At 41.0% G+C, this 26,868-nt stretch carries 31 protein-coding genes; 13 read left to right on the top strand and 18 right to left on the bottom strand.

Annotated elements, in window-relative coordinates; all coding sequences use genetic code 11:
• Positions 1–77 precede the first annotated feature (77 nt).
• From EV579_RS13775 to EV579_RS13760, 4 genes are all read left to right on the top strand, one after another.
• Positions 78–1,613: an ABC transporter ATP-binding protein gene (locus EV579_RS13775; RefSeq protein ID WP_133744633.1), complete on the top strand. Its 1,536-nt coding sequence runs from the start codon at positions 78–80 to the stop codon at positions 1,611–1,613.
• The gene (locus EV579_RS13770) at positions 1,606–2,652 is read left to right on the top strand and encodes an ABC transporter permease (RefSeq protein ID WP_025094189.1); all 1,047 of its coding nucleotides are present in this window, start codon (positions 1,606–1,608) and stop codon (positions 2,650–2,652) included. The genes EV579_RS13775 and EV579_RS13770 overlap by 8 nt, the downstream gene beginning before the upstream one ends.
• A complete protein-coding gene (locus tag EV579_RS13765; protein WP_133744632.1) occupies positions 2,653–3,612 on the top strand; it encodes an ABC transporter permease in 960 nt (319 codons plus the stop codon).
• A 176-nt stretch (positions 3,613–3,788) separates the two neighbouring features.
• Entirely contained in the window at positions 3,789–5,126 is a 1,338-nt protein-coding gene (locus EV579_RS13760; protein ID WP_024423312.1) for a 2-hydroxycarboxylate transporter family protein, read from the top strand.
• A gap of 74 nt (positions 5,127–5,200) precedes the next feature.
• Here the strand turns inward: EV579_RS13760 and EV579_RS13755 are convergent, their stop codons facing one another.
• On the bottom strand, positions 5,201–5,410 hold the full coding sequence (locus tag EV579_RS13755) for a hypothetical protein (protein WP_024423313.1): 210 nt from the start codon (positions 5,408–5,410) through the stop codon (positions 5,201–5,203).
• A gap of 219 nt (positions 5,411–5,629) precedes the next feature.
• On the opposite strand from EV579_RS13755, the gene EV579_RS13750 reads away from it, so the two are divergent.
• From EV579_RS13750 to mnhG, 7 genes are read left to right on the top strand one after another with little or no spacing between them, the layout of a single operon-like run.
• Positions 5,630–8,035, top strand: a complete 2,406-nt coding sequence (locus EV579_RS13750) for a Na+/H+ antiporter subunit A (protein ID WP_103131552.1) — start codon at positions 5,630–5,632, stop codon at positions 8,033–8,035.
• Complete coding sequence (locus tag EV579_RS13745; RefSeq protein ID WP_024423315.1) at positions 8,032–8,463, top strand: Na(+)/H(+) antiporter subunit B; 432 nt, start codon at positions 8,032–8,034, stop codon at positions 8,461–8,463. Before EV579_RS13750 ends, EV579_RS13745 begins: the two co-directional genes overlap by 4 nt.
• A complete protein-coding gene (locus EV579_RS13740; protein ID WP_024423316.1) occupies positions 8,463–8,804 on the top strand; it encodes a Na(+)/H(+) antiporter subunit C in 342 nt (113 codons plus the stop codon). Before EV579_RS13745 ends, EV579_RS13740 begins: the two co-directional genes overlap by 1 nt.
• Positions 8,797–10,275: a Na+/H+ antiporter subunit D gene (locus tag EV579_RS13735; protein WP_024423317.1), complete on the top strand. Its 1,479-nt coding sequence runs from the start codon at positions 8,797–8,799 to the stop codon at positions 10,273–10,275. Before EV579_RS13740 ends, EV579_RS13735 begins: the two co-directional genes overlap by 8 nt.
• A gap of 6 nt (positions 10,276–10,281) precedes the next feature.
• Entirely contained in the window at positions 10,282–10,761 is a 480-nt protein-coding gene (locus tag EV579_RS13730) for a Na+/H+ antiporter subunit E (protein ID WP_059375889.1), read from the top strand.
• The gene (locus EV579_RS13725; protein WP_024423319.1) at positions 10,761–11,042 is read left to right on the top strand and encodes a Na(+)/H(+) antiporter subunit F1; all 282 of its coding nucleotides are present in this window, start codon (positions 10,761–10,763) and stop codon (positions 11,040–11,042) included. Before EV579_RS13730 ends, EV579_RS13725 begins: the two co-directional genes overlap by 1 nt.
• The gene (mnhG, locus tag EV579_RS13720; protein WP_024423320.1) at positions 11,026–11,400 is read left to right on the top strand and encodes a monovalent cation/H(+) antiporter subunit G; all 375 of its coding nucleotides are present in this window, start codon (positions 11,026–11,028) and stop codon (positions 11,398–11,400) included. The genes EV579_RS13725 and mnhG overlap by 17 nt, the downstream gene beginning before the upstream one ends.
• A gap of 92 nt (positions 11,401–11,492) precedes the next feature.
• Here mnhG and EV579_RS13715 read toward each other — a convergent pair whose 3' ends face one another.
• The 6 genes from EV579_RS13715 to degQ form a co-directional block, all read right to left on the bottom strand.
• Complete coding sequence (locus EV579_RS13715; protein WP_024423321.1) at positions 11,493–11,882, bottom strand: hotdog fold thioesterase; 390 nt, start codon at positions 11,880–11,882, stop codon at positions 11,493–11,495.
• A gap of 23 nt (positions 11,883–11,905) precedes the next feature.
• On the bottom strand, positions 11,906–12,547 hold the full coding sequence (gene comA / locus EV579_RS13710) for a two-component system response regulator ComA (RefSeq protein WP_024423322.1): 642 nt from the start codon (positions 12,545–12,547) through the stop codon (positions 11,906–11,908).
• Positions 12,548–12,627: 80 nt separating this feature from the next.
• Positions 12,628–14,919 (bottom strand): ATP-binding protein, encoded by a 2,292-nt coding sequence (locus EV579_RS13705; protein ID WP_133744631.1) that lies wholly within the window; start codon positions 14,917–14,919, stop codon positions 12,628–12,630.
• 13 nt (positions 14,920–14,932) lie between these two features.
• Positions 14,933–15,064: a competence pheromone ComX gene (locus tag EV579_RS13700; RefSeq protein WP_231730858.1), complete on the bottom strand. Its 132-nt coding sequence runs from the start codon at positions 15,062–15,064 to the stop codon at positions 14,933–14,935.
• A gap of 19 nt (positions 15,065–15,083) precedes the next feature.
• Positions 15,084–16,007, bottom strand: a complete 924-nt coding sequence (locus EV579_RS13695; RefSeq protein WP_133744630.1) for a polyprenyl synthetase family protein — start codon at positions 16,005–16,007, stop codon at positions 15,084–15,086.
• Positions 16,008–16,158: 151 nt separating this feature from the next.
• Positions 16,159–16,299, bottom strand: a complete 141-nt coding sequence (gene degQ, locus EV579_RS13690; protein WP_003213123.1) for a degradation enzyme regulation protein DegQ — start codon at positions 16,297–16,299, stop codon at positions 16,159–16,161.
• Positions 16,300–16,804: 505 nt separating this feature from the next.
• Between degQ and EV579_RS13685 the strand changes: the two genes are divergently transcribed.
• Positions 16,805–17,161 carry a YuzC family spore coat inner layer protein gene (locus EV579_RS13685; RefSeq protein ID WP_052503035.1) on the top strand — a complete coding sequence of 119 codons (357 nt, stop codon included), beginning with the start codon at positions 16,805–16,807 and terminating at the stop codon, positions 17,159–17,161.
• A gap of 35 nt (positions 17,162–17,196) precedes the next feature.
• On the opposite strand, the gene EV579_RS13680 is transcribed toward EV579_RS13685, so the two are convergent.
• The 9 genes from EV579_RS13680 to EV579_RS13640 form a co-directional block, all read right to left on the bottom strand.
• Complete coding sequence (locus EV579_RS13680) at positions 17,197–18,423, bottom strand: EAL and HDOD domain-containing protein (protein ID WP_073207248.1); 1,227 nt, start codon at positions 18,421–18,423, stop codon at positions 17,197–17,199.
• A gap of 137 nt (positions 18,424–18,560) precedes the next feature.
• Complete coding sequence (locus EV579_RS13675) at positions 18,561–20,033, bottom strand: nicotinate phosphoribosyltransferase (RefSeq protein ID WP_024423327.1); 1,473 nt, start codon at positions 20,031–20,033, stop codon at positions 18,561–18,563.
• 17 nt (positions 20,034–20,050) lie between these two features.
• Entirely contained in the window at positions 20,051–20,602 is a 552-nt protein-coding gene (locus EV579_RS13670; RefSeq protein ID WP_133744629.1) for a cysteine hydrolase family protein, read from the bottom strand.
• A 60-nt stretch (positions 20,603–20,662) separates the two neighbouring features.
• On the bottom strand, positions 20,663–21,070 hold the full coding sequence (locus EV579_RS13665; protein ID WP_024423329.1) for a YueI family protein: 408 nt from the start codon (positions 21,068–21,070) through the stop codon (positions 20,663–20,665).
• 27 nt (positions 21,071–21,097) lie between these two features.
• Positions 21,098–21,346, bottom strand: a complete 249-nt coding sequence (locus EV579_RS13660; protein WP_024423330.1) for a YueH family protein — start codon at positions 21,344–21,346, stop codon at positions 21,098–21,100.
• A 96-nt stretch (positions 21,347–21,442) separates the two neighbouring features.
• The gene (locus tag EV579_RS13655) at positions 21,443–21,664 is read right to left on the bottom strand and encodes a spore germination protein (protein ID WP_024425952.1); all 222 of its coding nucleotides are present in this window, start codon (positions 21,662–21,664) and stop codon (positions 21,443–21,445) included.
• Between the two features lie 98 nt (positions 21,665–21,762).
• On the bottom strand, positions 21,763–21,984 hold the full coding sequence (locus tag EV579_RS13650) for a spore germination protein (RefSeq protein WP_024423332.1): 222 nt from the start codon (positions 21,982–21,984) through the stop codon (positions 21,763–21,765).
• Positions 21,985–22,050: 66 nt separating this feature from the next.
• On the bottom strand, positions 22,051–23,154 hold the full coding sequence (locus EV579_RS13645) for an AI-2E family transporter (protein WP_024423333.1): 1,104 nt from the start codon (positions 23,152–23,154) through the stop codon (positions 22,051–22,053).
• A 183-nt stretch (positions 23,155–23,337) separates the two neighbouring features.
• The gene (locus tag EV579_RS13640) at positions 23,338–23,574 is read right to left on the bottom strand and encodes a YuzF family protein (protein ID WP_024423334.1); all 237 of its coding nucleotides are present in this window, start codon (positions 23,572–23,574) and stop codon (positions 23,338–23,340) included.
• A gap of 176 nt (positions 23,575–23,750) precedes the next feature.
• Here EV579_RS13640 and EV579_RS13635 point away from each other — a divergent pair, with 176 nt between their 5' ends.
• Positions 23,751–25,238 (top strand): esterase/lipase family protein, encoded by a 1,488-nt coding sequence (locus EV579_RS13635; RefSeq protein ID WP_243837414.1) that lies wholly within the window; start codon positions 23,751–23,753, stop codon positions 25,236–25,238.
• Here EV579_RS13635 and EV579_RS13630 read toward each other — a convergent pair.
• Together EV579_RS13630 and EV579_RS13625 are read right to left on the bottom strand one after the other, a co-directional pair.
• A complete protein-coding gene (locus tag EV579_RS13630; RefSeq protein WP_044335785.1) occupies positions 25,235–25,768 on the bottom strand; it encodes an HD domain-containing protein in 534 nt (177 codons plus the stop codon). The genes EV579_RS13635 and EV579_RS13630 overlap by 4 nt on opposite strands.
• Positions 25,769–26,067: 299 nt before the next feature.
• A complete protein-coding gene (locus tag EV579_RS13625) occupies positions 26,068–26,811 on the bottom strand; it encodes a (S)-benzoin forming benzil reductase (RefSeq protein WP_243837426.1) in 744 nt (247 codons plus the stop codon).
• Positions 26,812–26,868: the final 57 nt, after the last annotated feature.

Here is a 26,868-nt window from a genome sequence, read left to right as displayed (position 1 = left end):
CTGCAGCCTCGTTTTGCAGCTTTTCTTTTGCTAGTTTTTATCTTCATCAGCACCCTAAAAAAGGAGCGGTTAAACCTGTGGATTATGTCATTGAAATGTTGAATATACGCAAAGAATTCCCTGGCATTGTAGCAAACGACAACATTACGCTGCAGCTAAAAAAGGGCGAAATTCATGCGCTGCTTGGTGAAAACGGCGCTGGAAAATCAACGCTCATGAACGTGCTTTTCGGACTGTACCAGCCTGAAAAAGGTGAAATCAAGGTACACGGAAAACCTGTGACCATCTCTAGTCCAAATGATGCTAGTGATTTAGGCATCGGAATGGTGCATCAGCACTTTATGCTTGTCGATACCTTCACTGTCGCTGAAAACATCATTTTAGGTAAAGAGCCCAAGAAGTTTGGAAAGATTGACAAAGAACAAGCCATACAGCAAGTACAAGAGCTTTCTGACCGCTATGGTTTGAAAATAGATCCTGCCGCAAAAGTATCTGACATCTCTGTCGGTATGCAGCAGCGTGCAGAAATCTTAAAAACACTTTACCGCGGCGCTGACATTTTGATCTTCGACGAACCAACGGCCGTTTTAACACCTCAAGAAATCAAAGAACTCATACAAATTATGAAAAACTTAATCAATGAAGGCAAATCCATTATTTTAATCACCCATAAGCTGAAAGAAATTATGGATGCCTGTCATCGCGTGACCATTATCCGAAAAGGCCAAGGCATTCGTACACTTGATGTGGAAAGCACAAATAAAGACGAACTTGCAAGCCTCATGGTTGGCCGTGAAGTGTCATTTAAAACAGACAAAAAAGCTGCTTCTCCTGCTGAGGAGGTTCTTCAAATTCAAGACCTCACAGTAAAAGACGCCAGAGGAATTGAAGCGGTCCAACAGTTGAACCTCTCAGTGAAGGCTGGCGAAATTGTCGGAATTGCTGGGGTAGATGGCAATGGCCAGTCTGAATTAATTGAAGCCATTACCGGTCTAAAAAAATCAGAATCTGGCACAATCATGCTAAACGGGAAAGCCATTCAAAATCTCCCGCCTCGCAAAGTGACCGAATCTGGGATTGGACATATTCCTCAGGATCGTCATAAACATGGACTTGTACTCGATTTTTCAATTGGAGAAAACATTTCCTTACAATCGTATTATCAGCGTCCTTATTCAAAATTCGGCTTATTGAATATGAAAAATATTTATCAAAAAGCAAAACGAATCATTGCGGAATATGACGTCAGAACACCGAGTGAATATACAGAAGCGCGCGCGCTGTCAGGCGGTAACCAGCAAAAAGCCATTATCGGCCGTGAAGTTGACCGCAATCCTGATTTATTAATTGCCGCTCAGCCGACACGAGGACTTGATGTTGGTGCGATTGAATTTGTTCATAAACGTCTAATCGAGCAAAGAGACGCAGGCAAAGCTGTTTTGCTCATCTCCTTTGAGCTTGATGAAATTATCAATGTCAGTGATAAGATCGCTGTTATTTTCGAAGGCAGCATTGTCGCCATTGTTGATCCAAAAGAAACAACAGAGCAAGAGCTTGGTCTATTAATGGCTGGAAGTACGCAACAGGAAGTGGGGAAAGAAGCAAATGTCTAATCGCTTAACAAATCTGCTGATTCCGCTTATAGCCATTGTACTTGGTCTTTTGGTTGGGGCCATTATTATGCTGGCAAGCGGTTATAGTGTCATCGAAGGCTATAGCGCCCTTTGGAATGGCGTTTTCGGTGAAACCTATTATATGGGAGAAACCATCAGGCAAGTGACACCTTATATATTATCAGGTCTTGCTGTTGCCTTTGCATTTCGGACAGGCCTGTTTAATATCGGTGTAGAAGGTCAAATGCTTGTTGGCTGGGTAGCTGCTGTATGGATTGGAACAACTGTCCATGCACCTATGTATATTCATCTGCCGCTTGCACTCATCACCGCTGCTGCTGCAGGTGCTTTATGGGGCTTTATTCCTGGTTTTTTAAAAGCTCGTTTTTATGTGCATGAGGTCATCGTTACTATCATGATGAACTACATTGCCCTTCATGTCACAAACTATTTAATCTCAAATGTCTTAACAGATAATAAAGATAAAACAGATAAAATCGATGCCACTGCCTCGCTCCGCTCTGGATTTTTTGAGCAGATCACTGATTTTTCCCGAATGCATAACGGTATTTTTGTTGCCATTATTGCTGCGGTCGTGATGTGGATCATTATTCAAAAAACGTCTAAAGGGTTTGAATTACGAGCAGTTGGAATGAACCAGCAGGCATCACAGTATGCTGGCATGAACGTTCGCCGCAATATCATTTATGCGATGCTTATTTCAGGTGCTTTTGCAGGTCTTGCAGGCGCTATGGAAGGTCTTGGTACATTTGAATATGCCTCTATTAAAGGCTCATTTACAGGCGTAGGTTTTGATGGAATTGCCGTCGCTTTATTAGGTGGAAATACGGCTGTTGGTGTTGTCCTTGCTGCATTATTGCTTGGTGGATTGAAGGTCGGTGCATTAAATATGCCGCTTGAATCAGGCGTACCGACTGAGGTTGTTGATATTGTCATTGCGATCATCATTCTTTTCGTCGCCTCAAGCTATATTATCCGTCTTGTGATTCAACAAATGAAGAAAAAGGGGGGAAAATAAGTGGGATTTCTGCAAATACTTGAAATCATCGTCCCAGCTACACTTGTTTATGCTGCACCACTTATTTTAACCGCTCTTGGAGGCGTCTTTTCAGAAAGATCAGGTGTTGTCAATATCGGTCTTGAAGGGTTGATGGTCGTCGGAGCATTTTCCAGTATTATCTTTAACTTATTTTTTGCTGATACGTTTGGAGCCTTGACCCCGTGGCTTGGGCTTCTCGTCGGAATGGCCGTTGGCGGATTGTTCTCACTGATTCATGCAGTGGCGACCATTACCTTCCGAGCTGATCAAACGGTCATTGGTGTGGCGATTAACATGCTGGCACTTGGCGCTACATTGTTTGTCGTCAAACTGATTTATGGGAAAGCACAAACTGATAAAATTACAGAGCCTTTCTATAAAGGAGATATCCCCCTTTTAAGTGACATTCCGATCATTGGTGATATTTTCTTTAAAGATGTTTATTATACGTCTATACTCGCCTTAGCTCTTGCGGTTGTTGCTTGGTTTGTTTTATTTAAAATGCCGTTTGGTCTTCGTCTTCGTGCAGTCGGAGAGCATCCAATGGCAGCTGATACAATGGGTATCAAAGTGTACCGTATGCGTTACATCGCTGTTTTCATTAGTGGACTGTTTGGCGGTCTTGGCGGAGCTGTTTATGCCTCAACGATCGCGCTAGATTTCTCACATGCCACCATTACTGGACAAGGCTTCATCGCACTAGCTGCGCTTGTATTCGGTAAATGGCATCCATTTGGCGCAATGGGCGCTGCTTTATTCTTTGGATTTGCTCAAAGTTTAAGCATCATTGGCTCTCTCCTGCCGCTGTTCCAAGATATACCGAATGTGTATATGCTCATAGCACCATATGTGCTCACCATTTTAGCACTTACTGGCTTCATCGGACGTGCCGATGCACCGAAAGCACTTGGTACGCCTTATCTAAAAGGAAAACGATAAATACGATGTATGATCAATCCCCTGAAGGACAAACTACCTTCAGGGGATTTTTGTATGATAAAAAACTCAAAAACTCCTGTTTATTTTACTTTTATTACACTTATTTTAGTTTAATAAATAGATGAGTGTCACAGAATCTTCTACAATTGAGACAAATAGCATTTGGGGGTGTTTATGTGGCTAATGCACAACAATTGAAATCGATTACAGACGATTCTGACAATAATAAAAGCGTTTTCCGTAAGATCATGTCTTGGAAAATTGGTGTTATTGATCTACCTGTGTATTTAGTACTTGCAGCGATTATTTTAACTGCCGCTTATTTTAATAAAATTCCAGCAAATATGCTTGGTGGTTTCGCTGTTATTATGATTTTGGGGATTTTCCTTGGAGATGTAGGACAACGTATTCCAATCTTAAAAGATATTGGTGGACCGGCGATTCTTTCTTTATTCGTACCATCGTTCCTGGTCTTTTTTAATGTTCTGAATCCGAACTCATTGGAAGCGGTTACGTCTCTTATGAAAACGTCGAACTTCCTTTACTTCTATATCTCTGCTCTTGTAGTAGGTAGTATTCTTGGGATGCAGCGAACTGTTTTAGTACAAGGCCTTATTCGTATGTTTGTTCCTCTCGTTGCAGGTACAATTGCAGCTGTGAGTGCTGGTATCCTTGTTGGCCTTTTAGTTGGTTACACACCGCATCATTCATTCTTCTTTATTATTGTACCGATTATTGCCGGTGGTGTTGGAGAAGGGATTTTGCCATTATCTATCGCTTATTCACAAATTCTTGATGTATCAGCAGAGTCATTAATTTCTCAATTAATTCCTGCGGCTGTCATTGGGAACGTCATTGCCATTATCTGTGCTGGCGCATTGAAGAAGCTTGGTGAAAAACGTCCTGAACTAAACGGAAATGGCCGTCTTGTGAAATCTAAAGAAGCAAACGAAATTTTCGAGCAGCCAGATTTGGATGCAAAAGTTGATTTCGGGTTAATGGGTGCTGGTGTACTTGTTGCTTGTACAACCTTCATCTTTGGTGGTTTGTTAGAAAGCTTTGTTCATATTCCAGGTCCAATCTTAATGATTGTTCTTGCCGCTTTAATCAAATACTTAAACGTGATGCCTCAACATCTTCAAAACGGCTCACAACAGTTCTACAAGTTTGTATCAAAAAGCTTTACATGGCCGCTAATGGTTGGTCTTGGTATTCTATACATTCCACTTGATGATGTAGCAACTGTCATCTCGATTCCATTCGTATGCGTATGTATCGCTGTTGTACTCGCAATGGTTGGTTCTGGTTACTTCGTTGGAAAACTAATGAACATGTATCCAGTAGAATCTGCTATTGTCACTGGCTGTCACAGCGGACTTGGCGGTACTGGTGACGTTGCAATTCTTTCAGCTTCTGGAAGAATGGGTCTTATGCCTTTCGCACAAGTATCTACACGACTTGGCGGAGCAGCAACTGTTATCTGTGCAACGATCTTACTCAGAGTGTTTAGTTAAACTACCACACATAAAAAGCATGGGCTCTCACATGGGCCCATGCTTTTTTTATATTTCTTTTCTCCTATAGGATCTTATTCATCAGCTAATACAATTCGTAAATATTCCCTGGGCTGAAAAGGATACAGCTTGGTTTCTTGATAGCTCATGTGAAGAAGATGCTCAGAAAACAGCGGCCATTCACTCCCGGCCTGCCACCTTTTTTGATCATTTCGGTCAATCAAGAATGCTCCTCCTAAAATCGTGCAGAATAGGCTTAAGCTGATGGCGATCTTTCGTTTCATTTGATCAGCTCCTTTAAGAAAAGCATGTACGAAAAACAAAACAATATACAATGAGTATCATTTTTGATAAAATTATTTTTGTGGTCAAAAGAACCTAAAACAAATACAGTTTGCTTGAAATCGTTTCAAACCAATGCACTATGGCTGTATTTACGCTATAATTTTAATTACCAGTTCTTTAGAACGTGAATTTATATTGATCAAAGGAGGTTCATTTTCTTGCAGCTTATTCACTTCGCCATCCTATCACCTTTTTTACTCGCTTTTGTTGTACCTTTCCTTTACAAATATGTGAGGCGTATACATACAGGATGGTTTGTTCTCATCTTGCCGATTCTTTTATTTACCTATTTCATCCAAATGTTACACATCACTTCGAATGGACGAACGCTTTTCTCACAGGCTGAATGGATTCCATCTTTAGGGATGAATTTCACTGTGTATGTCGATGGTCTCAGCCTGTTATTTGCTTTATTAATTACAGGTATCGGCTCACTAGTGGTGCTGTACAGTATTTTCTACTTATCAAAGGAAAAAGAACAGCTTGGCTCTTTCTACACGTATTTGCTCATGTTTATGACCGCGATGCTGGGTGTCGTTCTTTCTGACAACATGGTGGTTTTATACTTGTTTTGGGAGTTAACAAGTATCTCTTCCTTCCTCTTAATTGGGTATTGGTATAAGCGGGAGCGCTCTAGATATGGAGCAACGAAATCACTGCTTATTACTGTTTTTGGCGGATTAGCTATGCTTGGTGGCTTCATCCTCATTTACCTGATTACTGATTCATTCAGTATTCGTGAAGCAGTCAATCAGCTTCAGCTCATTATGGCATCACCTTACTTTATCCCTGCCATGATCCTAATCTTACTAGGTGCCTTTACGAAATCAGCGCAGTTCCCATTCTATATCTGGCTGCCTGATGCAATGGAAGCACCGACCCCTGTGAGCAGTTATCTGCATTCTGCTACGATGGTGAAAGCCGGTATTTATCTTGTTGCGCGCTTCAGTCCAATCTTTGCTATATCAGAGGTATGGTTCTGGACCATTTCCATCGTTGGGCTTGTCACATTATTCTGGGGATCATTCCACGCCGTCCGGCAAAACGATTTGAAAGCCATTCTGGCCTATTCGACAGTGAGTCAGCTCGGCATGATTATGCTCATGCTTGGCGTCGGTGCAGCTGCAATTCATGAAAACAATCCTGCCTTTTTTGGTGCAGCCGTTCTTGCAGCTATTTTTCACCTCATTAACCATGCTACGTTTAAAGGCAGTCTCTTTATGGCAGCTGGTATTATCGATCATGAAACAGGGACTCGTGACATTCGGAAATTAGGCGGATTAATGACGATCATGCCGATTACCTTCACAATTACGTTAATCGGTACATTTTCAATGGCCGGATTACCGCCATTTAACGGTTTCTTAAGTAAAGAGCTATTTTTCACAAGTATGATACGGATTTCTGATATCAGCTTTACAGACGTTTCAACATGGGGTGCCATCTTCCCAGCACTCGCTTGGCTCGCTAGTGTCTTTACGTTCATTTATAGTATGATGCTCCTCTTTAAAACGTTTAGAGGCCGTCTGAATATAGACCAATTGGAGAAAAAACCGCATGAAGCACCGATCGGCATGCTCATTCCGCCCATCATTCTAGCTGCACTTGTGGTCACCTTCTTCTTTTTCCCTAATATTCTTGCCTATTCTGTCATTGAACCTGCGATTGCGGCGATCATTCCTGAAGCGATTGAAACAGGAAGCCGTTTTTCTGTGAAAATTGAAGCATGGCATGGCTTCCAGCCAGAGCTCTATATGACAATAGGTGTTGTTGTACTCGGCACAATCGGCTACTTGACGCTTTCAAAATGGCGTCCAATGTACAACATCTTTAAGGAAAAGTGGTCATTTAACGCTTTATACGACCGCTCTCTTATCGGTTTAGAAAAAGGTTCATACCGCCTGACAAACAGTTATATGACTGGTTTTCTTCGTGACTATCTTGTCTATGTGTTTGGGTTCATGATTATTGTCATTGGCGGCGTGATGTTTTATCAGCAGGCCTTTTCATTTCAAACTGATCAGGCTGCCTCAATTGGCACGTATGAGGTGATTCTTTCACTTGTGATGGTGGCGGCGACGATTGCCACAGTATTCGCAAGTTCACGATTAACAGCTATTATTGCACTAGGTGTCATGGGCTACACGCTGTCATTATTCTTCGTGATTTTCAGAGCACCTGACCTTGCGCTAACGCAGCTGATTATTGAAACGATTTCTGTCGCACTGTTTTTGCTTTGCTTCTATCATTTGCCAAAGCTGAGCTTAAAACAAAAAACAAGAAGATTCAAAATGACCAATTTCATCATTTCATTAGGTGTTGGGGTTGTTGTCACTTGTCTAGCTTTCGCTTCCACAAGTCAGCAGTCACTTGACACCATCTCAACTTACTTTATTGAAAACAGCTACAAACTTGCTGGCGGTGACAATATTGTCAATGTCATTCTTGTAGATTTCAGGGGCTTTGATACCCTTTTTGAAATTACCGTGCTCGCCATTGCGGCACTTGGTATTTATGGGTTATTAAAAACCCAAGCAAAACGGAAGAGAGGTGTGCGGCGATGAGAAAGATTGATACGAATGATATGCTTTTGCAAGTCACCACAAAAATCACAGCATTCATCATCTTGCTTTTCTCCCTTCACCTATTTCTTGCGGGGCATAACAATCCTGGCGGCGGATTCATTGGCGGGCTGATGAGTGCTGCGGCTGTCGTTCTTCTGCTTTTAGCCTATGATCTGAAGACAGTAAGACGCATTTTGCCATTTGATTTTATTTATGTAACTGGAGCCGGTTTGCTTGTTGCAATCCTGACCGGTATGGGATCCTTTCTATTCGGTGCACCTTTTCTATCCCATGCATTTGATTATTTCCAATTACCGTTTTTAGGGAAAACAGAACTGGCGACAGCCGTCCTGTTTGATATCGGTGTGTATTTGGTTGTTGTCGGTGTCACCATGACCATTATTCAAATGATTGGAGAGAAGGAATAATGGAATTTCTAATGTCTATTATCGTCGGAATTATTTTTATGGCGGCGACCTATTTGATGCTGTCAAAGAGCCTTCTGCGGGTCATCGTCGGTACTGCTGTTTTGAGCCACGGCGTCCACTTGCTTCTTTTAACAATGGGCGGTTTAAAAAAAGGAGCGCCTCCAGTGCTAAAAGAGGGGCTCACATCCTATGTGGATCCATTGCCACAAGCATTAATTTTAACAGCCATTGTCATTGCTTTTGGTGTGACATCCTTATTACTTGTCATGGCCTTCCGTGCCTTCCAAGAGCTGCGAACAGATGACATGGATCAAATGAGAGGAAATGATCAGCATGAATAATCTCGTGATCCTGCCTATATTAATTCCATTACTAGCTGCTACACTATTGATCTTTATGAATAAAAACATCATGCTGTCAAGAGTCTTTAGTGTCTTGGCATCTCTTTCAGCCATTATATGTAATGCATATTTGGTTCAAACGATTTTCACAAATGGGATACAAACACTTTATTTGGGCGGCTGGAAAGCGCCATTTGGGATTGCCCTTGTGGCCGATCAATTTGCTGCACTCCTTGTACTGACCGCTTCCGTTGTCGGGCTTGTGACAGTCCTCTTCTCCTTTCAAACGATTGGGGAAGAAAGAGAGCGGCTCTTCTATTATTCTGGCGTACAGTTTTTGTTAGCTGGCGTGAGCGGAGCCTTTTTAACGGGAGATATTTTCAACCTGTTTGTATTCTTTGAGTTACTGCTGATGGCATCTTATATGCTTATTGTATTAGGCGGATCAAAGCCTCAGCTTCGTGAATCACTCAAATATATTGTGTTTAATATCATCTCGTCGGCCTTATTTATTGTTGGAGTCGCCTGTTTATATGCAGTGACGGGTACGCTCAATATGGCTGATTTAAGTGTGAAAATAGCTGAATCAGGACAAACAGGGCTAATCACTGTCATTTCCATCCTGTTCCTCATTGTATTCGGCTTAAAAGCTGGGATCTTCCCGCTTTATTTCTGGCTGCCAGGATCGTATCACGCGCCGCCAGCAGCGATTTCAGCTCTATTTGGTGCTTTGCTCACTAAGGTTGGCTTATATGCGATTGCCAGAGTCTTTACATTAATTTTTATACACGATACAGGCTTCACCCATACACTCATGGCGTGGCTTGCTGCACTGACGGTGATATTCGGTGTGATAGGCTCGATCGCCTATTCTGATGTGCAAAAGATTGTGATTTATAACATTGTCACAGCTGTTGGGGTCATTTTGTTTGGATTTGCAGCCAACACACCCGCATCACTCCAAGGTGCCATTTATTATCTCATTCACGACATGGTGATCAAAGGGGCATTATTTATGCTGGCAGGTGCCCTCTTTGTGTATGCTGGTACAAATCAACTGAAAAAAATGGGCGGACTGATTCAATCCCAGCCTCTATTAGGATGGATGTTTTTCATATCGGCTTTATCGCTTGCAGGAATTCCGCCGCTGAGTGGCTTTGTTGGAAAACTAAAAATTGTGGAAGGTGGATTTTCTGCTGGATACATGACGTTTTCTATCCTGGTCTTACTGTCCAGTCTCCTTGTCCTCTACTCTATTATGAAGATTTTCATGTCCGCATTTTGGGGCGAGGAACAGGATATGCGAAGAAGAAAGCCGTCAATTAAAGGAATGGTGTATCCTGGCGTACTGCTTGTCGTCTTATCGCTTGCCATTGGGTTAGGGACAGAGTTCATTGCCCCTTATATCAATCAAGCAGCGGAAATGCTCTCAACACCAGAAAAATATATTCAAGCTGTGCTGAAGGAGTAGATGAACATGGCCTTTCAAATATTACTAAACGCTCTCCTCGCCTTTACATGGATGTTTATGAATGATACATACAGAGCCGCAGACTTTGTATCAGGTTTTGCATTAGGAATGATCGCCATTTTTATGCTGCGTCGATTTTTCCCGCAGCGTTTTTACGGCTATGCCCTTTATGCAATTTTCAAGCTGATCATCATTTTCATTCGCGAGCTGCTTCTTGCCAATTTAAGTGTATTAAAGACTGTATTATCTCCAAAGCTCAAGATTAAGCCCGGTATTTTCGCCTTTCGTACGGACTTGAAAACAGATTGGGAAATCACCATACTGGCAAATATGATTACATTGACACCAGGTACACTAGTGATTGATATTTCCGATGATCGGTCCATTTTATACATTCATGCGATGGATATTGAAGATGCTGAAAAAGCCATTCACGATATCCGGGTTTCATTTGAAAAAGCGATTCAGGAGGTGAGCGGTAAGTAATGGAACTCATTTTGCAAATGTCACTTGGCATTCTGGCACTGTCTACCTTGCTTTTTGTGGTACGAGTGATCAAAGGCCCCTCTATTCCTGATCGTGTGAGTGCGCTTGATGCGATAGGAATCAATTTAATTGGGATGACAGCCATCGTTTCAATTTTACTGAAAACGACTGCATTCTTTGAAATTATTTTACTGCTCGGCATCCTTGCCTTTATCGGTACTGTCGCTTTTTCCAAATTCCTTGAGAAAGGGGAAGTGATTGAAAATGATCGTCATCGCTAAAGCCATCGTGATTTTCTTTATCCTGCTAGGCGCTATCCTTTGTTTGATTTCAGCCATTGGTGTCCTTCGCCTGCCGGATGTTTACACACGTATGCATGCTGCATCAAAAGCATCGACCCTTGGCGTTGTTCTGATTTTAGTAGGTGTGTTTTTTCACGAATGGTTTCTTGCAGGCGTTATTTCTGCAAAAATCCTTCTCGGCATCGTATTTATCTTCCTGACAGCACCAGTCGGCGCACACTTAATCGGAAGAGCCGCCTACAATACTGGTGTTAAGCTCGACAAACGCAGTGTCCAAGATGATTATGGCGGTTTCCGTAACTTTGTGATTAAGCGAAAAGAAGATTCTTATTTATAAAAAACAAAAAAGAATGGCCTGCCATGTTGGGCCATTCTTTTTTTACCGCACAACAGCATACAAAAAAAGCTTCCGCTGCACCGGGAGCTTTTTTATATGCGATCAATGACAGCAAGTGTGCATCTTGACGTACAGATGTGCCGGTCTCGATCATCTTTTATATCGATTTGAAATACCATTGTACGCCGTCCTACATGTACAGGAACAGCTGTCGCTGTCACAACTCCATCGCGTACAGATTTTAAATGATTGGCATTGATTTCAATACCTGAGCAAACTTGCTGCGTTAAGTCTAAATGAGCCGCAGCCCCCATGCTCGCCACTGTTTCTGCTAGAGCAGCAGATGCTCCTCCGTGCAGCAGTCCAAATGGCTGTTTTGTTCTGTGATCGACTGGCATTGTTGCAACGCATCGTGATTTATTGCACTCTACAATTTCAATGCCTAGTGCCTCAAGCAGTGTATTTGATCCGCTCACATCCATTAAGGCCCTCTCCCTTCACACGTTTACAGCACACTTTCAGACTTGGCAATTAACACCGCTTCTGTACGAGATCCAACATTCAGCTTATTAAAGATGGATGTCAAACTGTACTCAATTGACCGTTTGCTCAAATGAAGCACATCGGCTATTTCCTGGTTCGTGTATCCTTTTTCCACTTCTCTAAGAATCAAACACTCCCGTTCGGTTAAGAGATCGTGATCAGTCTGCTGCGCCTGTTCTGGCTTTTCTTGCTGCTGTGAAATTAATTTCTTTAAATAGGACAGCTGAATGACAACTTCCCCTTGCAATGTCCGGTGTATGTATTCAATAATTTTGTCTTTCGTCTCTGTTTTGCTAATTGCACCGTGTAATCCAGCCCGAATAGCCTCTTCAAAATAATCATCTACTTCATACCCTGTATAAATGATAATTTTCACTTGATGGTTGGTTTCTAAAATTTGTTTCGCAATGTCCATTCCATTGATATCCCCGAGATTTAAATCCATTAAAATCACATCATAGATGGAAAAGTCATGCGTCTTTAAAAAGGCGGCTTCTGCATCAGGACTTAAACAATCGACTGATAGCTGCTGGTCTGATTCTAATATGCTTTTTGTCCCTTCCATGACAGCCGGATGATCATCAATGACCAATATCTTCTTCATGTCTTCCTCCCTTTAAATCACTCACTTCCATTTTATATAAAAGACTTGGCTGATGCCAAGTCTTAATCCTTAATAAATCGTTACAATTCCATTTCAATTTTCACCTTAAGCCCTTTTTCCGGGGCTGTGTGAATTTGAAGCTTTCCATTTAACGCTTTCACTCGTTCTCTAATACCCGATAGCCCCATGCTCATCGTGTGCTGATCAAGATGACTGGCATCAAAACCGACTCCATCATCCTCATAGTGAAGAACAACCTGATCTTTAATACAAATCAGCATCACTAACACTTGAGTGGCTTTTGAGTGCTTCAGGGCGTTGGATAACAGCTCCTGAACAATTCGGTAAATATTCAGCTGTGAATCAATATCAATGTCCAATTCTTTATCAAAGCGTGTCGTATTCAGCCTAATATGAAACGGCGCTTCCTCCTGAATTTGAGAAGTCAGCTTCGATATCGCCTTTACTAAACCTAAATCATACAGCAGCTGCGGGCGAAGTTCATGACACGTTTCTCTCGTCGTTTGAATCACTTTGGACATTTGATCATTCCATGAGATAAGCGAATTTTCAATAGATGTCGGGCATTGGTTGTTTTGGAAATTCGTTAAAAACATCTCCGACTGCCTTTTTAGTGATATCAAGTCCTGCAGCACGGAATCATGAAGATCTCTCGCTAAATCTGAACGCTGCTTTTCTTCCATAGCAAACATGATTTTCTTCAGCCAGGCAGGATTGGCCTCACGCTGTTTCAAATCGTCAAGATGCTCCATCAATTCTTCGATTTTAACGACATTTTCTAAACTGACACTTGTATAAAAGGCCAATGTTTTTAGCCAAGAAATCTCATCACGCGACAATTTCGGTGTCCGTAAATTAGATAAACAGCAAATCACAAAAGAGTGACCGCCCCGCTCACCAATTTTCATCATGAATCCTTTATCAAGCGCAATGATTTTTCCAACTTCACCTAATAATTCTTGAAATTGGTCTACATACTTTTTCCATAGCTTACTGTCCTCTGTCGATTCATCAATCTCTTCAACCTGTCCATCTGCCTTCACTTCAAGCACAAAGGCTTTGTTCACAACAAGTACTTCTAAAATGGTGTATTTTAAATGATAGAACACTTGGTGAAGTGATGACGCCTCACGAATGAGCTGCGTGAATTTAAACACGCTATCTTGATAATTATGCTTCTCTGAAAAACGCTTCAGACGAAAACGGAAATCGATGATTTCTTTAAAATAGAAGACAGTGAGCATAAGAATATACGTGATAATCGTAAATTTCATTGTATAAAAGTTAGCACTTGGCTTCTGAATGAAATCAAAAATAACGACTACCACTATAGTAGGTGTGATGGCTAAAAGACTATAATATTTGATTCTCCCCAAGAAGAAATCAACATTATATAATTTATTTGTCATAAATTGATAGACTAAGAAAAACGGAATCAATAGAGCGAACGATGCAAGGATATAAGGTGAAATAAAATATTTATGAAACAAATAAGGAATAATAAAAAATAGCATAAATGGACTGAATGATGAGATCAAAATAAGTGCAAAGGCACTAAGGACATTTCCGATTTCAGTCCCTTTCAACTTTTTAGCAGCCTTTAAAGTGATAATAATCGTAATAAATGCAAGTGCAAAGAATGAAAGTAAGTTAAAAGCAGCTAAAACCATATCTTTAAACAGAATTTCTAATACAATATTTATAAAAGGGACGGCATACAAACAAAGAAGTACACGCCAACTAATAATTTCCGTTCCTAATTCCTTTATATATTGATACATAAAGTGCATATACAACGGCGGTACACAAGTCATAGTAGAAATGACGATAAAACCGCTAATATATTCCCCTTTACCAGAGCCGCCAGAACTTACATAGGCTACAGCAACAGCTAGCAAAAAGAGAGCAAGAATGTATGCAGACTCTTTTTTCCTAGATTTATTGATTTTTAAAATCATAAATATACAGAATAAACAAATCGAATAAAAAATGATAGGTATTAAATAAATAAACAGATTTTCTTGACTTAATAAGCTTACATTCTCTATTTCAATTTCATCACCATGTCTATCAACAACTAAGCTCTTGACATTCGCTAAATAACCTCGTCTTACTTCTTCGGTTGGTTCTTTATTACCGTTCACTTCAAGGATGATATCGCCTTTTCTCACACCAGCATAATAGCTGTCTGTAAAATCTACAACATCCTCTATTTCAAGTTGTCCGTCACTATTCACCGAAACGACTGCTCCTACAAAAATATTAAACACATTGATGTAGGAAATATAAATCACATAAATGAAGCTAAGGATCAGTAAAATAAAAGTTAATTTCGAGTAAAATTTTTGCATAGACCCTCTATACTCACCCAGCATCTCTCCATTTTTTTGATCTAATGGTGTCTTCTTTTTGAAAACCTTCAACAATAATGCTTGCAGTCACTTGATCAACGTGAAGTAACGATGCATTTCCATTTGCAACTTGCTTTAATGCCAAGGGATTCTCCACTAGATAACTAACTAGTTTCTGAATGTTCATCTTCTCCATCTCCAATTAAAAAGAGTATTAGCTTTTCCTTTTTAGAAGCATCTAAATGTAGTATTTTGAATGCTTCTTTAAACTTATTTCTGAGAAGGTTTCTCATAATAAATACATATTGTTGAACGCCAGATTCTTTTAATTTATCCTTTAATTCTTCAGAGCCAATGCTCTTATCCTCTGATTGATAATAACTGAGCAAGTCAGAACTGGATGGATTAAATTCATTTTTTAAATATACTAGCGGTAATGTTTGCATTCTTTTAAAATCAATATTTTTTTTATTAAAAAGAGCCACATAGTCATTTTCAAGCTGCTCTGCCATGCCTAGATAATAAGCATATTTTTCTACATTTTTTTCAAATGAACCTGTTGCCAAGATAACCCCTAACATACAGGGTAACACAAACAGTGATCCTGCCTTTAACTTCATGATATTTAAACAATCCTGCTCATTCTCCGGCTCCAGAGTCATATCCAAATGCTGTCCTTGCATTGACTGAATGGAATAGGAGTATACACTGTTTAAAAGCTCCGGTGCATGATCAAGCTTTGAAAAGACTCCAAAGCTCAATACAAAAAGAACATTTGCTGCATTCATTGCAATTCCGCTCTGACACTTCATCCAAGGATACGAATCTTTGTCCTGATCTTCAATATCATCTAATATATCGGCTGATAAGATGAGAAGTTCAATCCCTGCTGCCAGTTTTGTAATCGCTTGCTTGTCTTGACCGCCAAATGCCTCATAATGCTGGTAAGCCAATTGTCCAAAAGGGAATTCATTCTTTATATCTGTAAATTCCAGAAGCAGCTTTTGTAAATCATTCTGCCTGACTGCATGTTGAATAAAATCAGACATATTCTGCTTGATTTTTGTATTCTCTAGATAGTTTAGCATACTCGATCTTGTACCTCACCCTTTCGTCTTTTATTTTACTAAAAAGACATGAGCAAATGTCCACTGACATCACTATTTAACAATTATATAATAATATATCCTTTTTTTGTATGTATTTGGATAAAAAAAAGACTTGATGATTATCAAGTCTTTAAGAAATTTTCACATATTCATATTTGTCGTATTGATCAATGCTTTTGTTAATGTTATGAAGAGAAGCCGTTGTTTCTCTGATTTCGTTTTCAAGTTTCCATAATAATTGTTTAAGTTCTTCGATTTCATACTTTTCCATCGATTCCACTCTCCTTTTTTGGAAGATCAATGTATTTGTGTATGGTGATTGGGTCATAAGTATTTGATCTGTTACTAACAGTGTAAATGTAATTGAGTATTTTTTCACCGAAAAGTATGCACAAAACGTGTGCGTGATACCGCAAAATTCAATAGGTCTTTTTTCATCATTTTCTGACTTTTCAAATCATACTTTTATCTCAATTTCAAAGGAATTGCGTCATTTTTGCGACAGGAATAGGCATCATTCGTCACACTTCTCTCCCGATAGAACGTACGATCCCCTCTGTATCTTCGGTTTTGCGTGTCATAGGTCAGACGACAGACGCTATTGTGGACACCGCAATTTTTTGGCGACATTCACCGAAATTGACCGCAAAAGTACCTATTTTTATGCTGGAATTACAAAGATAGAAAGATCATTTTGATTCTTTATTCTGATTTTCTACATACATTTAGAACAGATATCCGTCCAATTTCACGTCAATGAGAGAAGAGGTGACCATGTGTTTTACTATGTTCCTTATCCTGCTTTGCAGGTTCCCGCAATGAGCCACGCATACCCGCCGCGCACGCCAATGACTTTTCCTCCAGTAGATGCCCACTCATTTCAACGAGCCGCAAAAGAATCAGCCCGCCTCGTTGCCGATGCTTCACTCATTACGCAACAAATTTCAAGCTCCCTTCCGTTTGCGCAGCGCATCATGGAGGCTGCTGAGCGCTCTGATTCCACAAGTGTGATCCGAATGCTGAAGCAAATCGGTGTGAAAAGTGGCATAGATATCCGCTTTAGTCCAGAAGGGATTCGAATCTACTTGTCTCTTGCCTCCAGCAGACTTTTTCTTCTTTTAAAATGGGCATGACAAAGAAAAAGCCGCTCTCACGCGAGCGGCTTTTCTTAAGATTCAAACATTTTATGACACCATTCAATGGCTTCTATATAACACCCATAGGCTTCCTGTTTCGGGAAATTTCCATCTAACATTTCATCATCCCATTCATTTCGTTCAATACGTTTGGCCACACCTAGCACAAAAGAATAATCATTTTCATAGCCAAGCAGTGCCTCACCAACTTCATCAGAAAGCGGCAGTTCCTTTACAAGTTCTGTGATATCTGCCCTGACAAGCGTATCAATGAGAGAAAACATACCTGTCAGCATATAAGAGGCGGGGTGCTCTCGTTCAGTACGAGAAGCAATCAGTTCACACGTTTTGGCACGAATGAATGACATTTTAATAATTTCTTTTTGGCTTGAGTTAGCTTGGACATTCAGTTCTTTAAATGAAAGGATAAAGATCCAGCGCCGAATTTCATTAAATCCAAGCAGGATAATCGCCTGCCGGATACTTTTAATTTGATAAAGACGTCTCATGCCGCCTGAATTCAGCATTTTTAATAATTGATATGATAGCGAAAGGTCACTTTCAATAAAATGGGTTACGGTCTGGATATTCGGCTGGTCCTTGCTTAACTCATTTAAAAGCTGATGGTACGCATGGAAGCTGGTCGATAATGCTCGTCCCGATATCACATGCGGCTCACTAAAGAAATACCCTTGAAACAAGTGGAAGCCCGCTTCTAGTGCCTCTTCATATTCTCTTCTCGTTTCTACCTTTTCTGCTAGGAATCGAAGGCGATACTTTTTATACGAATGCAGAATATCTCTTCGTTCTTGCGTTGTGGTTTTCAGAAAGTCAATTTTTAAAATATCTATGCAATAGAGGAGTTCCTCAAGCAGCTTGTCACTATAATGTGTTCCGTTTAGGAAGAAATCATCGAGTGCAATCGTATATCCCCATTTTTTTAACTGCTTACATCTCATAATAAGTGCCGGGGTAATCGGTACATTTTCTAATATCTCGATCACAAGCTGATGCGGATCAAAATAGGTGAGCAGATCAGATGAAAGCAAGCTTTCGGTGAAATTAATATAGCATCGTTTTCCTTCTGTCAGTGTTTCGATGCCGATATTTAGAAAACTATTGATAATGAGGTCCGTTGTCGCTTGATCACCGTCTTCAGCGCTATATGTATTGGTTTCACTATCTCTATAAAGCAGCTCATATGATACGACTTGTTCTTTTCTGTTAAAAATAGGCTGTCTCGCAACAAACACCCTCAACTGCTCCAATCCTCCTTTATGCCATGACAAACAAGATGTGCTTTCAGTATACCAAATGATTGCGCTTTTAGTTCAATTTCAATCGGTCAAAATAAAAAAAAGAGACCACCTGGCTTGATGGTCTCCCTTTCTTCAAATCATTCGCTTTCATAAAGCTCTTTTTTGATTTTATTTTTCACATCATGGATAAACTGCATTTTATTATCCCAGCATTTTTGACTCAAATCGACTGGATATTCTTCTGGTTTGCTGATTCGTTTGTATTCCTCCCAGAAGAGTCCAAGACTGTCCTGCACGTAGGCTTGAATCGTTTGAATATCTGGATTGTCATAGACAAGTTTTCCTTGCTCAAAAATCGGGACGTGAAGATCTTTCGCCACAAAGTTTGTCACGAATTTACTAATAAATGTATGCACAGGATGGAACATTTTTAGTTTATCCTCACTATGAACATCTTCCTCTTCAAGCGCAATGTAGTCACCCTCAGAATGATGATTCAATTGATTGATAATGCGGTACACACGTTTACGGCCTGGTGTTGTCACTTTCTCTGGATTGGATGAAATTTTGATGGTATCATTCATTTTGCCGTTTTCTTCAATGGACACCAGTTTATACACTGCACCGAGGGCTGGCTGATCGAATGCTGTGATCAGTTTTGTTCCAACACCCCACACATCAATTTTGGCGCCCTGTGCCTTTAAGTTCATAATGGTGTGTTCATCAAGATCGCTTGATGCAATGACTTTGGCATCATGGAATCCTGCTTCATCCAGCATTGTTCTAGCTTTTTTAGACAAGTATGCAAGGTCTCCGCTATCAAGTCTGACACCAATGAAGTTGATTTTGTCTCCAAATTCTTTCGCTACCTTAATCGCATTCGGAATACCTGATCTGACAGTATCATACGTATCGACTAAAAAGACACAGTCTGTATGTGTTTCAGCATATTTTTTAAATGCTGTATATTCATCGCGGTATGCTTGTACAAGTGCGTGGGCATGTGTTCCTGATACTGGAATGTTGAAGCGCTTCCCAGCACGAACATTACTTGTCGCCTGAAAGCCGCCGATGAGTGCCGCTCTTGCTCCCCACATCGCCGCATCCATTTCATGCGCACGTCTTGTTCCGAATTCTAATGCTGTCTCATCTTCAATGATTCCTTTAATTCGAGCCGCTTTTGTTGCAATCAGCGTCTGGAAATTCACGATATTGAGCAATGCCGTTTCAATTAACTGAGCTTCAACAAGCGTTGCCTCGATGCGCATAATCGGTTCATTCGCAAAGACAATTTCCCCTTCTCGCATTGAATGAAGTGTACCTGTAAAGGACAATCCGCTTAAATAGTCAATGAAATCGCTTTTATAACCGAGTTCATCTTTTAAATACGCCAGATCGCTTTCGGTGAAAGAAAAGTCCGATAAATATTCAATCGCTTTCTCTAAGCCAGCAAATACAGCGAAGCCATTGTCAAATGGAAGCTTTCTAAAGAAGAGTTCAAAGACTGCCTTCTTCTCATGAATGCCGTCTCTCCAATACGTTTCTGCCATGTTAATTTGATAAAGATCTGTATGCAGTGATAAACTGTCGTCATTAAACCGATGCTCCAACTTCCATTCTCCTTCCCTTACTTAACCACTTTCGCACCAAGCGACTGCTCAAAGTGAGAAAGTGCCCACTCGTGCCCCGCTTCATTAAAACTCGCCACAGCATTTTGGTGAATCACAAGTTCAAAGCCTTTATTGTACGCATCAACAGCTGTATGAAGTACACAAATATCGGTACATACGCCGGCTAAGTGAAGTTCCGTGATGCCGCGCTCGCGCAGTTTCATTTCTAATTGAGTGCCTGCAAAAGCAGAGTATCTTGTTTTTTCCATATAGTAGACATGTTTTATATGTTTTGACGTGTGAAATAGTGAACTTAGTTGTCCATAAAGTTCAATACCCTCTGTTCCGCGAATATTATGGGGCGGAAATAACTTTGTCTCTGGATGATAAGGGTCCTCTTCTTCATGATGATCGACAGCAAAGACGACAAAGTGGCCTTCATCAATAAATGAAGAAGTGATCTCTGTGATCTTAGACTCAATTGCCTGTCCAGGCTTTCCGCATGTCAGTTTTCCATCGTCTGCAACAAAATCAACTGTATAATCAATACAAATCAACGCTTTGCCCATCCGCATCTCTCCCATATGCTCTTTTGAATCATTATAGCTTATTCATTTCACTAGGGAAACCTATTCAACAGATTCATGAGAAAAAGCTTTTTGAAACAGCTCATCCTCTATATAGATATGCTCCTGATTGACCGCACCAGGCATCTCGATGACAAGACCAAAAGGAGAGTGTGCTTCGTGATGATTCACCACTTTAAAGGAACATCCAGCGGCATTTGCCATTTTCACATATTGAGAATAAGAAGCATAAGACAGTTCACCATTTAAAAGTAGGGAGGCCTGTCGATTGGCCTTCAATACTTGTTCCACCTCTTGATACGGTTTATTTCTTGATACCTGTCCCTTTGTCAGGGCGAGAAGCGCTCGTTCCCTTAATGAACCAAGAAACATCCTTCGTTCATCAGGTTTTGTTTCAGCATGTCCAAATATCCCTTGCTGCAAATAAAAGTCTACGGATTCTTCTTTCATCGCTGTTTTCACTCCTGGTTTCTAAATTTACATTTCTGTGACCCAGTGCACAATTTTGAGTGCGAGGTCACGGGCTTCGTCTGTTTCTACTCTTTCCATTAAGGATTGTTCAAGCGTATGGATGAGCTGCTCCTTTTCGTCCTCATACGCAATGGAAATACTCCATTCAATGTCAGGTACGGCTACAAGCGTTTTATATTCTTTTTTATTTTCATGTAAATATACATTGTAGGTCTTTGGTTGTCCGCTTGTGATGTGTGCTTTTCTAATTTTCATTTGACTCAGTTCACACCTCTTTTTTCTTCTTACATCCATATCTATTGTACCATAAAAAAAGACAGCTTCTGAAAAGGAATTCCCTTTCAAAGCTGGCTATGCATTAAAGCTCTTTTGCTGGCTGATCAGGTCTATATCCCACATAAACGTAACGTTTGGACTGCTAAAAAATTGGACAAAGTCCCCTGCATTATAGGTACCTGATCCACCGGCGGAGTGATCGACACTTTTTGGCGAAATGGCAAAAACATCACCGAAATGTGCAGAACCATTTCCAATCACACGGTCAATATGAATAGGTCCAACAATCGCTGGCATCTTTCCACCACCTTTTCTCCCCACATCATATGCCCAGCTCAAAAATACGTGTATGAAAAATAAAAAAGACAGCTGATCTGTGAGTATCAGCTGTCTTCCTATGCATTAAATGATTGAGGCTGGCCAAACAAAGTAAAGTCCCAAAGCATCGTGGCATTCGGATTACTTGTAAGCGACATATAATCACCTGAATTAAAGGCTCCCGCACCGCCAGTAGAGTGGTCTACAGCCAAAGGGGCAATGGCCAGGACATCACCGAAAGTAGCTGCACCGTTTCCTCCTAACGACTCGATATGAATAGGTCCAACGATTGCAGGCATCAGAATCTCCCCCTATCTGCTTATCTCAATCATCTTATGCAAGTAGGGAAAAGGTGTGCATCTGTCCTAGACGTTTAAATGCTGTTCTTTGCGAGAACGCTGACGCAGCTGCACCAATCTGACAATATTCAAGGTGATGGCTTTCAGCAGTGCATAGACAGGGACCGCAAAGATCATGCCAAGGATTCCGCCAAAGCTTCCTGCCCCAATTAATAGCAGGATAATGGTCAAAGGATGTGTATTGAGGCGTTTTCCAATGATCAATGGAGAAATGACATTTCCGTCAATTTGCTGAACGACAAGAATGACAATGACTGTCACCACCGCTTTTCCAGGCGAATCAAGAAACGCAATAAGCACAGCTGGTGCCGCGCCAAGATATGGCCCAAGGTACGGAATCACATTTGTGACCGCAATGATAATGCCGAGAATGAGCGCATATTTCACACCGATTAATAAGTATCCGATAAAACAAGCCACTCCAACAAATAAACAGACAACAATCTGCCCTTGTATGTAAGCCGCAAGTGTATCGTTTAATTCTTTAAAGATTTTCAATCCTTCCTTACGGTAAGGCATTGGCAAAAATTGAACGAGCTTGTCCGGAAACTTATGTCCGTCTTTCAACATATAAAACAAAATGAACGGAACTGTGATCACAGCTAAAGCAATATTGGCAATCACGCCAAACACAGCAGACATGCTTGAAGCAATATTTTCCGGCAAACCTTTTAATGTTGAAACAATTGTCTGTTCAAACTTCGAGACGGAGACATAATCTTGGTTCATCATCCAAGTAAATGTTTTAGAATGCGAGAAGTCGTTGATAAATTTCTGCATATCCGTCACATAACCAGGGAAGCTTTTGACAAGTCCACCGACCTGCGTGACAATAACCGGTCCCGCAGCATTCACAATGAACGTGATGAGTCCGATGAACAAAAGATAAATGATCAGGATAGCAAGTGTCCTAGGAATTTTCTTGGACAAAAATCGAACAATTGGATTAAAGATGAAAAAGAGAATCCCAGCCAGCAAGATGGGAACAAACAAGGTGGATGCAAATAAAATAATCGGCTGAAATAAAAACGAAACCTTTGTAGATACATAAACAATAAGTAAAACAAGTAATATTTGGAATGTCCAAAAATGAACTTTAGATTTTAACAAAGATGCTCCTCCTGTTACGTATTGATCTTATTAAAAAACTACTATTCAACCCACCTTCTGTCAACTGCTTCTTGTTTTAGAACCTCATTTTTTGTAAAAAAAAGAACAATTGGTATATCATGCACTTTTTCCAGATATACATTCTATAAGCGTGAAAAAAGCAGACACCTTTGCGTCTGCTTGTTACACTCTTTCACTGTGATCAGGCATCACCGATACAATTTGCTGGATCCGCACATAAAAAACTGATTTTGCCCCCGCCTCAATCACAATATGATCCGGCATGACTTCCTTCAATTTTCCGCGCACTGTATCTTTCACTGTTTGAACAATTAATCTCATACCGATCACTTTCTGCAATGTTTGATAAACATATGGATCAACTAATGAAACAAGCTGCGGACTTCCTTGTTGTGCCATCCTACCTGCCCCTTTACTTGTGTATTTACCCACAGCGTATGCAATGACCCATGTGAATGTCACTCAGGGCAAACCCACAACCTAAATACCATATTTTAACATTTTATGTAATTTTACATCTTTTGGAATTATAATAGATTGGTGCTGCCAACAATTTAAAACATTTGAAGAGGTGAATGATCTTGAAAAAACTCATCTGTCTCGCTGCTGTCATGCTCTTTTTTTCCTTTGCAAGTTATGCGTATGCAGGATCAATTGGGGATGCGCCTGGGACACCAGGGAAGTGGTTTAAAGGAGAAGAGCCGGTTCAAAAAGACGAGTCAAAACCGCCACTTGTTTTTGTTCACGGCATCAACAGCTCCTCCTCCACATGGTTCGACCGAAACGACATGGCAAAGCAAGCTGTTCTGAACGGATACGAAAGCGCATTCATAGATTTGTATCCAGATCAGGATACGAAAAAGAATGGCAAACTATTAGCAGAAAAGTTAAAAGAAATCTATGATGAGTTCGGTCGAAAACTCATTGTGATTGGTCATAGTAAAGGCGGGGTGGATACACAGTCCGCACTCGTGTATCACAATGCCCATCCATATGTAGAGAAGGTCATCACACTCGGCTCCCCTCATTACGGGACGCCGCTGGCAGATTTAGCGTATAGCAAGGGCGGAAGCTGGCTCGCGCAAATTCTTGGACAAAAAAGCGACGCGCTCTATTCTTTGCAAACGGGGCTCATGGCGGCTTTTCGAAGTGAAACCGACAAGCTGGAGAAGTTTCCTCATAAATACATCACGTATTCGGGATCGGAATGGGGAACATTTGGAGGGGTGCTGTACTTAGGAGGCATGTATTTAAAGAGCTTTGGCGCAAACGATGGCGCCGTCACGGTAAGCAGCACAAGACTATCATATGCAAACAATATTTTAACAGGGAAATGGGATCACAACTCAATTAAAAACGGCACAAGCATGTTCCCTGTGTTTCAGCATCAGCTGCTGGCAAATGCCGCAAGCGCTGAAAAAGAAAATATAGAGAGCCCGAACTCTACTGAGCTGAATACAGATGTTTATGTGAAAGGCGGTGAAAGTGAAAAGGAGAAAACAGAAGCGTTCTATGTAGAGGAAGGAACGAATGGCTTATCGATTCAGTGGTTAAATGAAAGTCATGAGGCGCGGCCGGAAATCATCGCCCCAAATGGAGACGTCTTAACAAATCTGAAGACATCGAAAGCATCTTTCCCATATGAAGGCGCATTTTCGCACCATGTACAAATCAATAAACCCGTTCCTGGAAAATGGACGATTCGATCAAATTCAGGAAAAAAGGCTCCTTATTTGCTGCTCGTATCCTTTGATTCACCATTAAATGACGAAATCAAAGCAGAGGCAGCGAAATCAGGGGATGATGCATCGACCCATTCAAGCGGTCTGATTAAACGATTAAGCAAGAAAGTAGAAACCTTTTACTTTAAGGATGCCCAAAAAGATCATCCTCTCAAAACAACTGCTTCATCCGCTGTTCAATTGAAAAAAGAAGGTGCTTATTCTGTCACGGTTCATTACACCGGACTCACTGCATCAGGTACATCCGCATTTAACCGTACCGTTATTCGCACATTGTATGTCGATCAGGATGGAAATATTCATGGAGACATTCCATACTAAACAGAACGTTTCATGGGCTGAAGTGCCTGCTCCACTTTCTGATCCAATTCCGTGATTTTTTTCATTGCAAGTGATTCGTCTATTTGTCTGTAATGGTGATGTCCGCCAGGCTCTTCATCCATTTCGTCTGCTTTCTTGACGATTTGCTGAAGTGTGTCCTTATGAAGGTCGCCCTCTGGCAAATATGAATCTGTATGAAGCAGAATCGCAAGCGCAATATCTTTGGCTGCCTTTGGTTCCTCACCGAGGCGTATGAGCAGTTTGTGAGCCCGCTCTGCGCCTTTAATGGCATGAATATCATTCCGTCTATATGTCTCGTAATCCCATTCTCCGCCAGCTGTATACCATTCATAGTGGCCGATGTCATGCAAGAGGGCTGCTTTCACAGCGAGATCTGGATTAATCCCAGCCTGCATCGCCAGTTTGAATGCGTGATAAGCACAAGCAATCGCATGGGCTTTTCCTGAACGATTTAAATATTTTTGAGCGACTGGATGGGTGTAAACATCCATTAATGTAACCTTTCTCATGGAAACCCCTCCTTATCTATATTTTTAGCATCCTAACATATTCTGAAAAGAAACTCAAATGTTCTGTTATATTTTCTATGAGTCTCAAGAATAGCTTATGTCAAATGAGCTGTTTTTGCTTGTACAATACGAAAAAAGCAGTCGCTATGACTGCTTTTTTTCCTCTTTTCAGCGTGTTATGAAAATCCTTGAAGTCTAGGAAGGCCGAGTACTGGTGCGGAGCGAATTTGAGATTCGTGAGCACCGGCACGCAGGCCTGACACCAAATGCGAGGGTTTTTCTTCACGCTGCAGCAGTCGTTATGACTGCTTTTTCCCATACTCACGTGCATCGTAGACACATCCGCCACCTGGATCATCCGCTAAAAGATCGAGCAAAATACTTGCGACTTCATCTGGACTCTTCAGTGTGCCTGTTTCATATAATTGCTGAAAACGGTCTATTTGTTCAAAGTCTTGTTTTGATGATTTCCGAATTTCCCCCTGCATATCTGTATCGATCGTGCCGGGTGAAAAAGAAAACGTGTTGATCGGATGCGCCTCGTCCTGTTGTTCCTCATGAAAAGTCCTCATAAACATATCGAGTCCTGCCTTTGAACTGCAATACGCACTCCAGCCTTTGTATGGGTTTTTCGCCGCTCCAGAAGAGAGATGAACGATCGTTTTCTTTCCGTTAAATGATTGAGTCTGCTTGGCAAACACATGGCTCAGCAAAACAGGAATGACAAGATTCAGCTTGTAATGCTGATGAAGTGTATCCTGTCCGCCTTGTCCAACACGCTTGATAGGTGTGACCATTCCTGCATTGTTGACAAGTAAGATGTCATCAGCATCTGCCAGAGTTTGCGGCGTAAGACTATGTTGAAGCCATTTGGCCGCTGCTTCTTCATCGGTCAGATCAACCTGGGTATGTGTAAGCTTCGGATGGGATATCGGCGATGCACTTCTTGCTGCCGTGTACACATGATCCCCGCGTGAAAGCAGCCTGTTCACAAGTGCTAAGCCAAAACCTTTTGATCCGCCTGTAACGATTGAAATTCGAATGACAATCTCCTCCCTTGATATCACTATTTTACGTAGTGAAACGGTATGACATCAAGC

The sequence above is a fragment of the Bacillus sp. BK450 genome (assembly GCF_004364885.1).
GTDB classification, from domain to species: Bacteria; Bacillota; Bacilli; order Bacillales; family Bacillaceae; genus Bacillus; species Bacillus safensis.
The sequence above is the reverse complement of the archived record's forward strand: the minus strand, read 5'-3'. Positions and strand labels throughout refer to the sequence as shown.

Coding starts and splice junctions, on each gene's coding strand:
- EV579_RS13705 (WP_133744631.1), bottom strand. CDS start 14,919: ATGCAAAAATTTTACTCGAAATTAACTTTTATTTTACTGATCCTTAGC.
- EV579_RS13725 (WP_024423319.1), top strand. CDS start 10,761: ATGGAACTCATTTTGCAAATGTCACTTGGCATTCTGGCACTGTCTACC.
- EV579_RS13650 (WP_024423332.1), bottom strand. CDS start 21,984: ATGCCTGCAATCGTTGGACCTATTCATATCGAGTCGTTAGGAGGAAAC.
- degQ (WP_003213123.1), bottom strand. CDS start 16,299: ATGGAAAAGTATGAAATCGAAGAACTTAAACAATTATTATGGAAACTT.
- EV579_RS13745 (WP_024423315.1), top strand. CDS start 8,032: ATGAGAAAGATTGATACGAATGATATGCTTTTGCAAGTCACCACAAAA.
- comA (WP_024423322.1), bottom strand. CDS start 12,547: ATGAAGAAGATATTGGTCATTGATGATCATCCGGCTGTCATGGAAGGG.
- EV579_RS13640 (WP_024423334.1), bottom strand. CDS start 23,574: ATGGCACAACAAGGAAGTCCGCAGCTTGTTTCATTAGTTGATCCATAT.
- EV579_RS13755 (WP_024423313.1), bottom strand. CDS start 5,410: ATGAAACGAAAGATCGCCATCAGCTTAAGCCTATTCTGCACGATTTTA.
- EV579_RS13630 (WP_044335785.1), bottom strand. CDS start 25,768: ATGAGAAAGGTTACATTAATGGATGTTTACACCCATCCAGTCGCTCAA.
- EV579_RS13660 (WP_024423330.1), bottom strand. CDS start 21,346: ATGAAAATTAGAAAAGCACACATCACAAGCGGACAACCAAAGACCTAC.
- EV579_RS13635 (WP_243837414.1), top strand. CDS start 23,751: ATGATCTTGAAAAAACTCATCTGTCTCGCTGCTGTCATGCTCTTTTTT.
- EV579_RS13715 (WP_024423321.1), bottom strand. CDS start 11,882: ATGGATGTGAGCGGATCAAATACACTGCTTGAGGCACTAGGCATTGAA.
- EV579_RS13740 (WP_024423316.1), top strand. CDS start 8,463: ATGGAATTTCTAATGTCTATTATCGTCGGAATTATTTTTATGGCGGCG.
- EV579_RS13665 (WP_024423329.1), bottom strand. CDS start 21,070: ATGAAAGAAGAATCCGTAGACTTTTATTTGCAGCAAGGGATATTTGGA.
- EV579_RS13730 (WP_059375889.1), top strand. CDS start 10,282: ATGGCCTTTCAAATATTACTAAACGCTCTCCTCGCCTTTACATGGATG.
- EV579_RS13695 (WP_133744630.1), bottom strand. CDS start 16,007: ATGCTAAACTATCTAGAGAATACAAAAATCAAGCAGAATATGTCTGAT.
- EV579_RS13735 (WP_024423317.1), top strand. CDS start 8,797: ATGAATAATCTCGTGATCCTGCCTATATTAATTCCATTACTAGCTGCT.
- EV579_RS13770 (WP_025094189.1), top strand. CDS start 1,606: ATGTCTAATCGCTTAACAAATCTGCTGATTCCGCTTATAGCCATTGTA.
- EV579_RS13670 (WP_133744629.1), bottom strand. CDS start 20,602: ATGGGCAAAGCGTTGATTTGTATTGATTATACAGTTGATTTTGTTGCA.
- EV579_RS13655 (WP_024425952.1), bottom strand. CDS start 21,664: ATGCCAGCGATTGTTGGACCTATTCATATTGACCGTGTGATTGGAAAT.
- mnhG (WP_024423320.1), top strand. CDS start 11,026: ATGATCGTCATCGCTAAAGCCATCGTGATTTTCTTTATCCTGCTAGGC.